At 55.2% G+C, this 13,786-nt stretch carries 16 protein-coding genes; 8 read left to right on the top strand and 8 right to left on the bottom strand.

What is annotated here, in order from left to right:
* Positions 1–2 precede the first annotated feature (2 nt).
* From bioB to G477_RS0105345, 5 genes are all read left to right on the top strand, one after another.
* Positions 3–1,019, top strand: coding sequence for a biotin synthase BioB (gene bioB, locus G477_RS0105365; protein WP_026697076.1), 1,017 nt, complete (start codon positions 3–5; stop codon positions 1,017–1,019).
* 137 nt (positions 1,020–1,156) lie between these two features.
* Positions 1,157–4,324, top strand: a complete 3,168-nt coding sequence (locus G477_RS20470; RefSeq protein ID WP_051287702.1) for a gamma-glutamyltransferase — start codon at positions 1,157–1,159, stop codon at positions 4,322–4,324.
* Between the two features lie 18 nt (positions 4,325–4,342).
* Complete coding sequence (locus tag G477_RS0105355; protein WP_026697075.1) at positions 4,343–4,648, top strand: hypothetical protein; 306 nt, start codon at positions 4,343–4,345, stop codon at positions 4,646–4,648.
* Positions 4,649–4,743: 95 nt separating this feature from the next.
* On the top strand, positions 4,744–5,229 hold the full coding sequence (locus G477_RS0105350; RefSeq protein WP_026697074.1) for a hypothetical protein: 486 nt from the start codon (positions 4,744–4,746) through the stop codon (positions 5,227–5,229).
* Positions 5,230–5,391: 162 nt separating this feature from the next.
* Entirely contained in the window at positions 5,392–5,895 is a 504-nt protein-coding gene (locus G477_RS0105345) for a hypothetical protein (RefSeq protein WP_026697073.1), read from the top strand.
* Positions 5,896–6,050: 155 nt separating this feature from the next.
* Here the strand turns inward: G477_RS0105345 and G477_RS18770 are convergent, their stop codons facing one another.
* The 8 genes from G477_RS18770 to G477_RS0105305 all read right to left on the bottom strand — a co-directional run bounded on the left by G477_RS18770 (position 6,051) and on the right by G477_RS0105305 (position 10,633).
* Positions 6,051–6,698, bottom strand: a complete 648-nt coding sequence (locus G477_RS18770; RefSeq protein WP_245575401.1) for an HAD family hydrolase — start codon at positions 6,696–6,698, stop codon at positions 6,051–6,053.
* 37 nt (positions 6,699–6,735) lie between these two features.
* A complete protein-coding gene (locus tag G477_RS0105335) occupies positions 6,736–7,599 on the bottom strand; it encodes an ATP-binding cassette domain-containing protein (protein ID WP_026697072.1) in 864 nt (287 codons plus the stop codon).
* Positions 7,596–7,982 (bottom strand): GntR family transcriptional regulator, encoded by a 387-nt coding sequence (locus G477_RS0105330; protein ID WP_026697071.1) that lies wholly within the window; start codon positions 7,980–7,982, stop codon positions 7,596–7,598. The genes G477_RS0105335 and G477_RS0105330 overlap by 4 nt, the downstream gene beginning before the upstream one ends.
* 12 nt (positions 7,983–7,994) lie before the next feature.
* Positions 7,995–8,720 carry a hypothetical protein gene (locus tag G477_RS0105325; protein WP_026697070.1) on the bottom strand — a complete coding sequence of 242 codons (726 nt, stop codon included), beginning with the start codon at positions 8,718–8,720 and terminating at the stop codon, positions 7,995–7,997.
* A gap of 30 nt (positions 8,721–8,750) precedes the next feature.
* A complete protein-coding gene (locus G477_RS0105320) occupies positions 8,751–8,951 on the bottom strand; it encodes a hypothetical protein (RefSeq protein ID WP_026697069.1) in 201 nt (66 codons plus the stop codon).
* Positions 8,952–9,272: 321 nt separating this feature from the next.
* Positions 9,273–9,767 carry a hypothetical protein gene (locus G477_RS0105315; RefSeq protein WP_026697068.1) on the bottom strand — a complete coding sequence of 165 codons (495 nt, stop codon included), beginning with the start codon at positions 9,765–9,767 and terminating at the stop codon, positions 9,273–9,275.
* Positions 9,764–10,285, bottom strand: coding sequence for a GrpB family protein (locus tag G477_RS0105310; RefSeq protein ID WP_026697067.1), 522 nt, complete (start codon positions 10,283–10,285; stop codon positions 9,764–9,766). The genes G477_RS0105315 and G477_RS0105310 overlap by 4 nt, the downstream gene beginning before the upstream one ends.
* A gap of 36 nt (positions 10,286–10,321) precedes the next feature.
* Positions 10,322–10,633 carry a TIGR04104 family putative zinc finger protein gene (locus G477_RS0105305; protein ID WP_026697066.1) on the bottom strand — a complete coding sequence of 104 codons (312 nt, stop codon included), beginning with the start codon at positions 10,631–10,633 and terminating at the stop codon, positions 10,322–10,324.
* 214 nt (positions 10,634–10,847) lie between these two features.
* Here G477_RS0105305 and G477_RS0105300 point away from each other — a divergent pair, with 214 nt between their 5' ends.
* From G477_RS0105300 to G477_RS0105290, 3 genes are all read left to right on the top strand, one after another.
* Positions 10,848–11,132 (top strand): metal-sensitive transcriptional regulator, encoded by a 285-nt coding sequence (locus tag G477_RS0105300; RefSeq protein WP_026697065.1) that lies wholly within the window; start codon positions 10,848–10,850, stop codon positions 11,130–11,132.
* 71 nt (positions 11,133–11,203) lie between these two features.
* Positions 11,204–11,410: a copper chaperone CopZ gene (gene copZ, locus G477_RS0105295; protein ID WP_026697064.1), complete on the top strand. Its 207-nt coding sequence runs from the start codon at positions 11,204–11,206 to the stop codon at positions 11,408–11,410.
* A 113-nt stretch (positions 11,411–11,523) separates the two neighbouring features.
* Positions 11,524–13,758, top strand: coding sequence for a heavy metal translocating P-type ATPase (locus G477_RS0105290; RefSeq protein WP_026697063.1), 2,235 nt, complete (start codon positions 11,524–11,526; stop codon positions 13,756–13,758).
* Positions 13,759–13,786: the final 28 nt, after the last annotated feature.

Genomic DNA, 13,786 nt, shown 5'->3' with positions numbered 1-13,786 from the left:
CGATGGAAACATGGATGCGGCTGGCCGATAAAGCGATGGCTGGTGAAAGGCTGACGTCGAAGGAGGCTCACCGTGTGCTCGACTGTCCGGATGAGGACATTCTCATGCTGATGCATGCAGCCTTTCAAGTAAGGAAAACGTATTACGGACGGAAAGTGAAACTGAACATGATCATGAATGCGAAATCGGGGCTCTGTCCGGAAAACTGCGGCTACTGCGCGCAATCCTCGATTTCCACTGCCCCGATTGACGAATACCGCATGATGGACAAAAACAAGCTGCTCGAAGGGGCCAAGAAGGCGTATGAACTCGACGTCGGGACCTACTGTATCGTTGCCAGCGGGCGCGGCCCGACCAACCGGGAGCTAGAGCAGGTCGTCGATGCGGTAGAAGAGATCAAAGACACGTATGGCATGAAAATCTGTGCCTGTCTCGGTCTGTTGAAACCGGATCAGGCGGAACGGCTCAAGGAGGCCGGGGTCGACCGCTACAACCATAACGTGAACACGTCCGAGCGGCATCATGACCAGATTACGACCTCGCATACATACGACGATCGTATCGAGACCGTGGAACGGGTGAAAGGAGCATCCATGTCCCCCTGTTCCGGCGTGATCGTGGGCATGAAAGAAACGAGACAGGACGTCGTGGATATGGCCGAGAGCCTGAAGGCGCTGGATGCCGATTCGATTCCGGTCAACTTCCTGCACGCCATTGACGATACGCCGCTGGAAGGCGTCGAAGAGCTCGATCCGCTCTACTGCCTGAAGGTGCTGGCGCTCTTCCGCTTCATCAACCCGACGAAAGAAATCCGCGTCTCCGGCGGCCGGGAAGTGAATCTGCGGTCCCTGCAGCCACTCAGCCTGTATGCTGCGAATTCGGTGTTCGTCGGGGATTACTTGACGACTGCCGGTCAGGAAGACAGCGCAGATATCCGCATGCTGCAGGATGCCGGATTCGAGATTGAAACCGTGGACGAAATCAAAGCGGCCATGGCAGCGGAAGCAGCGCAGCGCTGACGAAGCTTCCTCTTCCTCTTCCCTCCTGCATGCCGCAGGGACTTTTAGCACCGTTTTTCCCATAGGATGGCGGTGCCTTTGTCTTTCCTGCTACACTGGAGGAAGTTTCTGTCATACATACGAGGAGGAACGAAAAAATGACCATACCGCACCGCTTGTATGCAGGAGGGCTCACCGCGCTTCTGTTAGCCACTACTGTTCTGCCGGCAGACGTGTCCGCTCAGTCCACGAAAGACCAGAACGCCTCGGTAACCGGCCTTGGGGGCGCCGTGTCGTCCGAAGACCCGGAGGCGACGCAGATCGGGATGGACATCCTCGATCAAGGGGGCAACGCGGTCGATGCCGCAGTCGCCACCGCGGCCGCGCAGGGCGTGACTCGTCCGTTTTCCGGCGGGATCGGCGGCGGCGGGATGATGCTGGTACATATGGAAGGGGAAGACGAACCAATTGTCATCGACAGCCGCTCGCAGGCGGCTTCCGCCTTTGATGAAACGACCTTCCGCAATCCGGCGGACGGCCTCGTTTATCCTTCTGCCGCCCGCATCAGCAGCGGCGCCTCTTTTGCTGTGCCCGGCACGGTGAAAAACTGGGAAACCGCCCTGGACGAATACGGCACGATGCCGCTCGCCGACGTGCTTGAGCCGGCAGCGGCGCTGGCGGAAGAAGGGTTTGCCGTCGATGATAACTACGTGCGGGAACTGCGCGAAAACGAGGATCGGTTCCGCCTGTTTGCCTCGACCGAGGATCTTTACTTCAATGAAAACGGAGAACTGCCAGAAGCCGGCGACACGGTGCAAAACCCCGACCTCGCAGCGGTTTACCGGGAGCTCGGCGACGAAGGGGCTGCTGCGTTTTATGAAGGGGCGCTCGCTGAAGCGGTCGTCGACACGGCTGCCAACCCGCCTCTCGTCAATCAGCCTGATTATGAAGCCGTCGATGAGGATTGGGAGACGTCCATCGGCATGCTGGAAGGCTCGGTGACGATGGAAGACATGCGCAGCTACGAGACCAGCACTCGTCCGGCTCTGTCATCGACCTACCGGGACTATGAGCTCTATGGCGCCGCGCCTCCCTCGAGTGGTGGCATCACGATCGGCCAGACGCTCAACATGATGGAAGGCGTGGACATCGGCGCGTCGAAAACCGACGGCTATCATACGTTCCTCGAGGCTTCCCGCCTGGCCTTTGCCGATCGGGACGAGTATATCGGGGATCCCGCCTTCACCGACGTTCCTATCAACGGGCTCCTCTCCGACGGCTTTGCCGAAGAGCGCCGCCGGCACATCGATCCGGAAGCAGCGACGATCGGCTACGCCGCCTACGGCGATCCGGCGCGCTACGAAGCCAATCCGTCCCTCCAGCCGGGCACAGAGTCACCACGAACCTTCGCCACCGATTTTTCTGGAGAAGACGGCGGAGAATGGGACCGCTCGGCGTTTCATCGACTGGATGGCGGAGCCGCGAGCAGCCCGGATGACGCCTCGTTCACTATTGAGAACAACCAGGGCGTCTTCTCGTTGAATCCGCCGAGAGGAGACCGGAGTACCTCCTACGGCCGAGCGGCAGCGACGATGGATCCGGTGGCCGATCCATCACTCACGACTTCGTTCCAGTTCAGCAACAGTACCGATGACCAGCGGCTGCGCTTCTGGCTGCAGGCGGACGTCTGGCAGTCCGGCAGTTCAATACCGGAGAATGGCTACGGGCTGGAGATCAACACTGGCAGCGGGAATGCTTCTTTTGTTCTTGCCGATGACGGTGATTTTTCACGGCCAACTACCATCAATCAGGCCGTCACCTCCGATACGCAGCAGCTCCGCTTCACCGTCGACGGTGATCAACTCGCTTTCCGCATCTGGGAAAATGGGGAGCCGGAGCCGGCTGCCTGGACTGGCACGCACACGCTCTCAGAGTCGGAACAAGTGCCGTATGACAAAGGCAATATGCTGTTCAGCGGCATTCATTTCAGCGGACAGAACAGCCAGGAATTCCGGTTTAACGAGATGAGCGTCGAATCAGCATCCGGTTCTATCGGTACCAGTGACGCCGACGCCTCGATCCAGAGCGTGACGGAACCAGAGGCGGACACGGCAGAGGCACAGCAGCAGGAAGAAGACGCGCAGCGCGAACGAGAGGCCGAAGAGCAGGCGCTGGATGCAGATGAATCCACGATTCACCTGTCCACCGCGGACGAAGACGGCAACGTGGTCGGCTACACGACGACCATCGTCTCTATCGGCGGCAGCGGCATCGTCGTGCCGGACGCGGGCTTCCTCCTGAACAATGCGATGTATACGCGTACGGCGAATGCACCAAGGACGAGCCCGAATGATCCGCGCGGCGGCATGCGAACCTTAAGCAGCATGGCTCCGACGCTCTTGATGAAAGACGGGGAACCTGCGCTTACCGTCGGGGCTCCGGGAAGCGGAACGATCCTGACGACCGTCACCCAGCTCCTCATGAGCTACGTCGATTTCGACCTCACCCTGCCGGAAGCGATCCGGGAGCCGCGCGTCAGCCAGCGGAACCGCTTCAACAGCAAGACGGATATCGAGCAGGAATATTGGAACAGCGAATTCGATGCGATGAAAGACGACTGGGAAGCGAGAGGGCATCGCTTTGACTCAAGGAAAGCGGAACAGGGCATCGGCGCGGTGACCGGTATTGAATTTCTGGATAACGGCCTCGTCCGCCCGGCCGCAGAAGAAATCCGCCGCGGCGGCGGAAGCGCCGCCGTCCAGTCACCGCTTGCCGGATCTACGTTTATCGACATCAACGGCCACTGGGCAGAGTTGGAAATCAGAGCGATGGTCGGGGCCGGGGTCATTCTCGGGCGCTCCGCGGACACTTTCGCTCCGCAGGCAGACGTGACCCGGGCGGAGTTTGCGACCCTTATCACCCGAGCGTTCGATCTCGAGGGAGAAGCTTCGGGAGACCAGCCTTTTGCTGATGTCGGAGGGGGTCAATGGTACACCGATTACATTGATGCGGCGTCCAGCGCCGGTATCGTCGAAGGGTCGACCACCTCGACCGGACGCACGTTCCAGCCGAATGCCACCATCACCCGCGAAGAAATGGCCGCCATGCTTGTACGTGCCGTCGAACGGGATACCGGCAGTACGCTTGCTGCCGGGGACCTGGCATTTACCGACAATAGCGAGATTGCTTCCTGGGCGGAAACCGATGTCGCTAAAGCCGCCGAAGCCGGACTGATCGAGGGTGATCCGAACGGAGCCTTCCAGCCGAAGGCGTCTGCCACCCGCGCGGAATCGGCCACGGTTTTCTTCCGCGCTCTACAACCATAATTGATAAAGGAGACAGCCATGCATCAACGACTGACACGATGGCAGTATGGGCTCGCCCTCCCGGCTTTGATTCTTGTCATGGGGATTGCAGTGTTTGATCCGGCCCTGCTGGAAGCGACGCTCGTGCGCGTGTATCTGCTGCTGAGCATCGGCGGGGCCTGCGTCCTGCAGTACCTGCGCCAGCACCGCCACTTTCATAAGCTCGGCGCTCCGCAGCAGAACCCGTACTCGGGATCAGCGCAGGAAGAATATACGCAGCATGAAGTACTCGATTCGGCGGAGCAGAAGCGCCGAGAGCAGCTGGATAATAAACATAAGCGCTGAGCACCTATCCTGCTATCCATGCAACATTATCTGTAGCTGCACAAAAGGATAAAATCAGGTACGAATAAAAATAATTTTATACGAGAAGCCATTCAATGGAGGGGTTTAAAATTATACCGTTAGTTTTTTGGAATCCTATTCCGAATCACACATTAAGCATCTCTGGAAAGCTTGGTGAATATGATGCAATGCAACTGTACTCTATAGTACAAGGACATGAGCTTCATATTGTTTTGGAAGATAATGATTATTTTTACTTGATTGATTATGAACGGCCTGAAATTCCTAATGAGGAAGGAATTGAGGGGGATGTCTATGCTGTTGTTCAAACTCCTGAACACATGCGATTTGATATAAAAAGCACTGCCGATGACAAGCTTAACGAAGTAGGAGTAACAGAGTACTATTGGCCTTTCTTTAAAATGGAGGATTCTTCCTTATTGGCATGGACCAGGGAGGCAGTGGGAATCTTTCTGCCACCAGAAAAAAAGGCGTACCATCATGTGTATGTTACCGAAAGTGATATAGTTGAAGTGATTGCAGATAGAGATCCGACAGTGACCATTCAAACCAAAAAATAGACATATACATAAATTCCCTCCGTCTTGAATGTATAGTACTGAGGGGGATTTATTTCAATCCATGAATAATATCATTCTAGATGTGAAATCACAGGTAATGGTAAAGGAAAGATTTAACTTCACAAGCAAGAACCCATTACTGCGGAAATCCGGGGGGATCACATGGTCGTTCGCCATTCCAGGTTCATCAAAATACTCATGATTACTCTGGGCATCATTGCAGCTGCACTCGTCGTTCCATACGAGCATTATATCGCTCCACATAGTCATTACATAGAGAATACCTTCACTTACCTCACCATTGGAGTGCTGGCAGGTCTCGTTCTCCTTACACTGTTGATCCCTAAACATCAGTCCGGGCTGCTCGTCACGTCGGTGCTTCTCTGCGTTCTCGTTCTGGCAGCCGGAAGTTATATGTGGGGGATACGGCCGTACACCATTCACTACATCGAGGTTCCAGAAAGAATGGAGATGCTGGACGACCACTTAGAAGAGACCTACCCGGAGAGAGATTGGGAGATGGAGCGGAGCCCACTCCCTGCGCATAGTGATTACATGATCTGGGTGACGTTCGAAGATGAACCTGACATCACGTATCACTACACCATGCGTGACAGCTTCGTCGAAGGAAAAGAAGAAATACACAGTACCAGCCGCACCCATTAACCAGAAGGGAAGCACGTGCCGATGTATATTGCCAACGATAAAAACAATCTCCTCCATCGCTTGGCGTACAAGCAGTGGAGGAGATGGTTGTTTGAAACGGCAAAAGTCTGTACAACGTACCAGAGGCTTCTCCGCTGAAGCCCCGCCCTTCTTCCTCACGCCTTCATGCAGGCAGCGAGCGTACCGGCCCAGCTTTTCGTAGAATCGCAGGTGAAATCCGGTGTCTGTGTCCAGGCGGCTGGCTCATAGCCGGGGAGCCAGCGGACGCCGATCGTCTTCATCCCAGCCCGGGCGCCGGCTTCGAAGTCCGCATCGCTGTCGCCGACGTAGACGGCTTCGTGCGCAGCGACACCGAGTTGATTCAGGGCGAGTTCCAGCCCTTCCGGATGCGGCTTTGGCGTGGCAACGTCGTCCCCGCTCACCTCCACGTCGATATACTCCCGCAGACCAAGAGCGTCGAGGGAGAGGTCGAGACTCCGCTGCGCCTTTCCGGTCACAATGCCAAGCAGCCACCCCTGTTCCTTCATGACCTGTACCAGCTCCGTCAGGGCAGGCTCCTGCTGCACGAACGCGGCGTGTTCACGCTCATATACGTCGTAGTAGGCTTCGATGGCTTCCTCCACCCGGGAATTCTCGAGGTTGTCCCGGATAATGCCTGTTTCCGACGGGCCGAACATCCCTCTTATGTCCGCTTCGCTTAACGACCGCTGATCAAAGGTTTCAAACACATGCTGGAACGCTTTGTAACACAGTGGAAGCGTGTCCGCCAGCGTGCCGTCAAAATCAAACAGTACTGCTTTCATGATTTTGCCTCCTCGATTTCAAGTATGAGGTCGTGCTTCATGTCGCACCATTCGTCAACGTTTGATGAATCACTTCTTCCAACTCGGGAACTCTTTCTTCCTGCACGGTGAGACCGTGTTTCAGCAGGTACGCCCTCGTCGTATCCGGCGCGTGGGAAAGCACGGCTTTCTGGTACGGCCGCTGCACTTCGCCGGGAACAGGATGCATCGGCAGCTGCTCGGCCGTCCAGAACAGCCGCCAGGAAGCGGTGATCTCGTCTTTCTCCATCATCGCAGACGCTTTTCCTTGTTCGATGAAGACGAGATAATCGGCCAGTTTTTTGATGTCGTCTACTTGATGAGAGGCGAGGAGCACCGTCTTACCTCCCCGGTCCATCCAGTTAAGCAGCAGATCGAGAAACTCCTGCCGGGCCGGTATATCCATCGCCGCCGTCGGTTCGTCCAGGATCAGCAGCGGCGTATTCTTCCCGATATTGAGTGCCAGGTTCAACTTCGTTTTTTCGCCGGGCGAGAGCTTTTGTACTTTTTGTTTCAACGGAATGTCCAGCCGAGAGACAACATCCTGAAATAATTCCTCTTCCCAGGACGCGTACAGGCCGGCGGTCATCTCCCGCAGCTTCTCTCCGGTAAACAGCTCCACTCCGTGCATCTGCTGCGACTGATAGGCGATATACCCCCGCCACGTTTCATCCTCTCCCGCCGTATCCAGGCCAAAAATCTCGGTACGCCCCTCATCCGGCTTTACGAGGTTCATCGCCATTTTAAACAACGTGCTTTTGCCTGCGCCGTTGCGTCCGACGACGGCCGTGATCGTCTCTTCCGGAAGCATCAGTTCATCCAGCTGGATGGTCATCCCGTCCACTTCTTTCTTTATGCCTGTCATTGCTAATGGTAGGCTCATGATGGTTCCTCCTCCAGCAGTTTCTGCACAATCTCGAGAATGTCCTCGTCATCTAAATCGTGCTGCCTCGCCGTGGTCACGGCTTTTCTCATCGTTTCAATCACGGCCTGGGCGGCGAGCGTCGTCTTTCGCTCGGCTTCTACTTCCGCCACGAACGTTCCGCGGCCCTGAGATGTTTCAATAAATCCATTCCCCTCCAGATTCTGATAGGCGCGACGGATTGTGATGGAACTGATCCCGAGGTCTTTCGCCAAAAAACGGATGGACGGCAGCGACTCTCCGGCAGGCAGCTTTCCGCTCGCGATCATGCTCTGAATCTGGCTTTCGATTTGGTAATAGATCGGCTCTCGTGATGTCTTGTCCAGTTCAATCGGAAGACTCATCCCGCTGCCTCCTTAAGAAAAATAATCGAGACGGTCCATCTGTTTCATAGCATGACGGTACCAGAGCCAGGTGCTCAAACCCGCTGCCAGCAGTGCTGCAGGAAGTGTGAGAAGGAGATAATGCTGTACCAGGTGCACGGTCCAGCCGAACACGCCCATGTCCATCCCCGGATAAAAGACCAGGTACAGCCCAAGGAAAAAACCGAGGATGATCAGCCATGATTTCAACAGCGTGAACCGCTTGATGCTATCCCCTGCGTCACTGGCCGCGAACAAGCCGCCGACAGACAGGTTGATACAGAGCCAGACGAGCAGCAGAACAACAAACTGGGACAGCGGCAGCACTTCTCTCAGGGCAGGAGAAACGACATAGGCGAGCACGAGCATCACCGACGTGCCGAGGAGAACCGCCAGCATGAACGTCAGAAACCGGCTCATGACAAGGACGGACTTAGAGATCGGCAGCTGTCTCAGCATCATCACATACGGAGAGGCATAGAGCCCGTCGTGTATTTTTTGGTACTGGATGTTCTTTGGTTTGACGACGACAATGATGGACAGCAGAAAAATGAATAAAAAGAAATCCAACAGAAAGGTCGGCTCTTGAAAATAAGATTCGACCGTGATCGCTAAAAAGAAGCCGTAAAACGTCGCCAGCACGGCCAGCAGCGCATAGTAGCCTTTTGCGATGGAGAGTTCAAAACCGGCGAGCCACCGTGCCTGATTCCACGTTTCCATAAGACATGTCCCCCTTTTCGAAAGAGCCCGCTAGACGAGTCTTCCTCTTTTTTGCTTTCCTTTTTCCATCCCCTTGCGTAAAAACAGATAAGAGAGGAGCAGCAGCATCGTGATCCCCAGTGTCTGACTCAACGATCCTGGATGGACGCCATCATATTGAATGATGTGAACGATGATAATGCCGAGCAGAATCCCTGTCACAAGGGGCACATTGACGATTCCTTTTCCCATGATACGACGCCTCCCTTTCCTTTACCGAATGCACACCGCATGGAACTGCTGCATCAACAATAAAGCGTTATACTGTGTATGTCTATATACACAGTATACACAGCGACTAGGAAACTGGCAAGTCCATTTTCTATCTTTTTCTCGGGAGCCGGACGTACGCCTGGATATCGATGATGGTCCTGCAGGTGGAAAGAAAAGAGGCCGAGTTCATCAAGAGCGGGCCGTGTGTCTGGAGCAAACACGAATACCCCCTCCACGTAAGGGGAGGGGGCATCAGGAGCGCTTTATTTTGAAGCATCGACACGCAGGAAGAGGCGTCACCTATTGCTGCGACTCCCCTTCTTCTGATTGTAAATGAACGCGGGCAGTTTCCTCTCCTTCCCGTATACGTTCAATAAGTTCATTCGACGGGGTATAGGCTTCACTTAACTCCAAAGCCGTCCCGGTCTCTTCCAGTACAGGCTCGTCGTTGATCACGCCATCTTTGATTTCATCAATTCTCACACGAAGGTGATGCTTCAAATCACCTGTCCCACGACTGATCAAGGCGTCCGTTTCTTGTGGAATCTGATCAAGCGCCGAGAGTTCTTGAACTTTTCCATACGAAAAAATCATACGGTTATATAGATCTTCACCTGCTGTCAAATTTTCTTCTAGCTCTTCTAACGATTGACTTAACAACATGTATGAACCGACTTGTGATATGGCAATATCCTGGACCAGTTGATCATGGGGTAACAATCCCCTCCCCACGTACGCACCTATCATGACGATGATCATCAATCCAAGGATAATGATTTTTGTCGTCCGCTTCATGCGTCCCCTTCTTTCTGTTCCGCTTCTGCCTCTCTTAAAACGGAAGCGATAAACGAGCTTTTGCTTTCTGTATAAGCCTGTCTGTCATGTGGGTGGGCAATAGCGGCGAGCTGTTTGATCTCCTCATACTGCTGCCGCACTTCAGGATGACGGAGCAGATAATCACGAAACAGCAGCTGTCGTCTCCAAGGTTCCGATTCCCATTCATAAACATGCAAGTGATGAGTCCCTGCCCGCCAGGTACCTTTTCGAAAAAAACGACGCTCGGGAAACGCCTCATGCTCGACGAACGTATAGCCAATGTTTTCGATCCGTGCCCGGTGCGTCTCGATTTTCTCCACGTTATCGACGCCTGCAGCGATATCGATCACCGGCTTGGCTCTCATGGCAGGGATCGCCGTACTACCGATGTGCTCGATGACCGCGGCACCTTTGAAGACAGCTTCCAGCGCCTCTTTTTCGCGAAGAAACATCTCTTTCCACGTCGGATCGTATGGGTGAAGCTTCACCTGTTCCATCTGTTTCTTCCTTTCCGTCCTTCCCCTGCTCTCTTTCTAAAACAATGCTTCTCTCTTGCTCGTCAATGTCACCCGGAACGGCAGCACCATCACCGTGATGACAAAAAAGAACACAGCAGCGCCGGTATACAGGAGAAACTCCCCGGTAACGGTCATATCTAATACAAACCGAAGGAGCACCATCGGCAGCCCAATGAGAAGCAGCACAGGAACCACGGTTTTCACATTGCTCTCCCGTGTGGCGTACTGTCTCTCTCCACAGTCTGGGCAGCGTCTCGTTATCGGCACTTTCAGCGCTTCCGTATAGGTCAAGGCATGATCGCAGTTGGTACACGTTGGCAGCTTCATCCTCGGTTCCCCCTTCAGAGTTGGTATGTTATATTGATTATAGCATTTTTTTACATATTTGGCACCAGTACATTCATTGAAAGACTCAGCAGAGCTGGTCGTAACGCGCTTCACTATGATTTCTCTCCCACGGCAGCAAACGAGCCCTCGACATGCAATCCGCTTCGTGTTACAATACCCCTACACAGTATAAGTATCGAAGGGAGGCTCCAGGATGGAATCAACGAAGAGCACGGTCCAGCCGAACAAGCAGCAGCTGCAGAACCGGCTGAAGCGGATTGAAGGCCAGGTGCGCGGTATTCATAACATGGTGGAGGAAGACCGCTACTGTGTGGACATTTTGAATCAGATTGCGGCGGTACAGTCTGCGATGAACAAAGTCTCTCTCGCTCTCTTAGAGGATCATTCGCACCACTGCGTAGCGAACGCGATCAAGGAGAACAAGGGCGAAGAGGCGATTGATGAGCTGATGGCCGTCATGCAGAAGATGATCAAATAAAGCAGAAGGGTTGCTTCACAGCATCTTCGTATCCTATCCTGAAACAAACTACCTTAAAGGAGATGAGCGGTATGGATAAAACACTCAAAGTAGAAGGAATGACGTGCGGGCACTGTGTTTCTGCGGTAGAAGGAAGCGTCGGCAGCCTGAGCGGTGTGGAAAGCGTCAAGGTGAATCTGGATCAGGGACAGGTCAACGTCTCGTATGATACAGCCCAAGTCTCCGAAGAAGCCATCAAGGAAGCGATTGACGACCAGGGATTCGACGTCGTATCCTGATGACGGAAGACAGGCCGGACGTGCCGCACGAGCGGAGACGGTACCGGCCTGATTTTTCACACATAGAATACATTACCGGGGTATAGTATATATCCGGATAAGGAGGGTTTCTTGTGGAAAAAGTGAATTTATCCGTCAGCGGCATGTCGTGTGCCTCCTGTGTAAACCGGGTCGAAAAATCGATCAAGAAGGTCGACGGCGTGGAAGAGGCGCAGGCGAACCTGGCTTCGCACAGTGCCCAGGTGCGAACGGACGGCTCGGTGTCGACCGAACAGCTGATTCAGGCAGTGGAGAAGCTCGGGTTCGGCGCGGAAATACAGGAAGATGAAGTCAAAGATCAGTCGGAAGAGCAGGAATCCGAGGCACAGTCGTTGAAGAAGAGCGTCTTTTGGAGTGCGATTGTGACGACGATTGTTCTGATTGGAAGCATTCCGCACATGATGCCGGGATGGGGAGCCTGGGTACCTGGGTTTCTCGCGAGTCCGTTTGTGCTTCTTGCACTGACGACCTACGTGCAGCTCGGACCGGGCCGCCGCTTCTATACGCAGAGCTACAAGGTGCTCAAGCACGGATCGGCGGACATGAACGTGCTCGTAGCGATGGGAACGACGTCGGCGTGGGTGTACAGCGGTGCGCTGACACTCTTCCCGGGGTATTTGACCGGGCTCGGATTTCCGAACGAGCTCTACTATGATGTAACGACCGTCATCACGACGCTGATCCTCGTCGGACGCTACCTCGAGGCGAAAGCGAAAGGCCAGACGTCGACGGCGATCAAGAAGCTGATGAACCTGCAGGCGAAAACGGCGCGCGTTGTGCGTGACGGCGAGCAGCAGGAAGTTCCGCTCGAAGAGGTGCAGATCGGCGATGAGCTTGTTGTCCGGCCGGGCGAGCGGATTCCGGTGGACGGAAGTGTCATCAAAGGCAGCTCTTCGGTCGATGAATCGATGCTGACCGGGGAGTCGCTCCCCGTGGAGAAGCAGGTCGATGATCCGGTGATCGGAGCGACGATCAACAAAGCCGGGAGCTTTACGATGACGGCGTCCAAAGTCGGAAAAGATACCGTTCTCTCCCAGATCATCCGCATGGTGAACGAAGCGCAGGGGTCGAAAGCGCCGATCCAGCGCATCGTCGATATCATCGCTGCCTACTTTGTCCCGGCGGTCGTCCTGATTGCGACGGCCAGTGCCTCTGTCTGGTTCTTCTTCGGACCGGAGCCGGCGACGATCATGGCGCTCACGACGTTCATCGCGGTGCTGATCATTGCCTGCCCGTGCGCCCTCGGCCTTGCGACACCGACCGCAATCATGGTCGGCACGGAAAAGGGCGCGGAAAACGGCATTCTGATCAAGGATGCGACGAGCCTGGAGCGCGTGAAAAAAGTCGATACGATCGTCTTTGATAAAACCGGCACCATCACGGAAGGGAAGCCGGTTGTGACTGACTTGATTCCAGCGGCAGGCATGTCGGAAGAAGAGCTGCTGCAGGTGACGGCCTCGGTGGAAAACAGCTCCGAGCATCCGCTCGGGGAAGCCATTGTCGCTGAAGCGAACGCGCGCGGCGCGAGCCTCTCCGAAGCGGAGCAGTTCCAGTCGATTACCGGCCACGGGCTGGAAGCCGTGCTGGATGGACGCCGGGTCTTGGTCGGTAACGAAAAGCTGATGCAGACGAACGGCATTGATGTCAGTGACCTGCTCCCGAACGCCTCCTCACTGGCGGAAGCTGGACGGACGCCGATGTTTGTCGGCGTCGACGGTGAAGCGGCAGGCCTGGTGGCCGTGGCGGATACGCTGAAGAAAGATGTGAAGCAGTCTGTGGAGCAGCTGCAGGACATGGGTGTCCGCGTGCTCATGCTTACCGGTGACCATAAGCAGACCGCAGCGGCGATTGCAAAAGAAGCCGGCATCGATGACTTCATTGCGGAAGTGCTGCCGGAGCACAAAGCAGATGAGATCCGTCGTCTGCAGGAGGAAGGACGCAATGTCGCGATGGTCGGAGACGGCATCAATGACGCTCCGGCGCTCGCGCAGGCCGACGTTGGTATCGCCATCGGCACAGGTACCGATGTGGCCATGGAAACGGCGAACATCACGCTGATCAAAGGGGATATCGCCAAGGTGGCGACGACGCTGCGGCTGTCGAAGACGACCATCCGCATGATCCACCAGAACCTCGGCTGGGCTTTCGGCTACAACGTCGTGCTGATCCCTGTTGCTGCAGGTGCCCTCTTCCCTTTCTTCGGCATCCTGCTCAATCCGATGCTCGCCGGACTCGCGATGGCGCTGAGCTCCGTCTCCGTCGTTCTCAACACCCTGCGGCTGCGGAAGTTCAAGTCTGCCGAAGCATAATAATAGAAAACACGCGCATGCCGGTATC

The organism is Alkalicoccus chagannorensis DSM 18086 (assembly GCF_000429725.1).
Classification (GTDB): domain Bacteria; phylum Bacillota; class Bacilli; order Bacillales; family Salisediminibacteriaceae; genus Alkalicoccus; species Alkalicoccus chagannorensis.
Note: the sequence above shows the minus strand (reverse complement) of the source record. Positions and strands in the feature narration are given on the sequence as shown.

Bases quoted from the DNA above. Each gene is read 5' to 3' on its own strand.
- G477_RS0105335 (WP_026697072.1), bottom strand. From the start codon at position 7,599: ATGAGCCTACCATTAGCAATGACAGGCATAAAGAAAGAAGTGGACGGG.
- G477_RS0105305 (WP_026697066.1), bottom strand. From the start codon at position 10,633: ATGAAGCTGCCAACGTGTACCAACTGCGATCATGCCTTGACCTATACG.
- G477_RS0105350 (WP_026697074.1), top strand. From the start codon at position 4,744: ATGGAGGGGTTTAAAATTATACCGTTAGTTTTTTGGAATCCTATTCCG.
- G477_RS0105345 (WP_026697073.1), top strand. From the start codon at position 5,392: ATGGTCGTTCGCCATTCCAGGTTCATCAAAATACTCATGATTACTCTG.
- copZ (WP_026697064.1), top strand. From the start codon at position 11,204: ATGGATAAAACACTCAAAGTAGAAGGAATGACGTGCGGGCACTGTGTT.
- bioB (WP_026697076.1), top strand. From the start codon at position 3: ATGGAAACATGGATGCGGCTGGCCGATAAAGCGATGGCTGGTGAAAGG.
- G477_RS0105300 (WP_026697065.1), top strand. From the start codon at position 10,848: ATGGAATCAACGAAGAGCACGGTCCAGCCGAACAAGCAGCAGCTGCAG.
- G477_RS0105355 (WP_026697075.1), top strand. From the start codon at position 4,343: ATGCATCAACGACTGACACGATGGCAGTATGGGCTCGCCCTCCCGGCT.
- G477_RS0105330 (WP_026697071.1), bottom strand. From the start codon at position 7,982: ATGAGTCTTCCGATTGAACTGGACAAGACATCACGAGAGCCGATCTAT.
- G477_RS0105320 (WP_026697069.1), bottom strand. From the start codon at position 8,951: ATGGGAAAAGGAATCGTCAATGTGCCCCTTGTGACAGGGATTCTGCTC.
- G477_RS18770 (WP_245575401.1), bottom strand. From the start codon at position 6,698: ATGAAAGCAGTACTGTTTGATTTTGACGGCACGCTGGCGGACACGCTT.
- G477_RS20470 (WP_051287702.1), top strand. From the start codon at position 1,157: ATGACCATACCGCACCGCTTGTATGCAGGAGGGCTCACCGCGCTTCTG.
- G477_RS0105315 (WP_026697068.1), bottom strand. From the start codon at position 9,767: ATGAAGCGGACGACAAAAATCATTATCCTTGGATTGATGATCATCGTC.
- G477_RS0105310 (WP_026697067.1), bottom strand. From the start codon at position 10,285: ATGGAACAGGTGAAGCTTCACCCATACGATCCGACGTGGAAAGAGATG.
- G477_RS0105325 (WP_026697070.1), bottom strand. From the start codon at position 8,720: ATGGAAACGTGGAATCAGGCACGGTGGCTCGCCGGTTTTGAACTCTCC.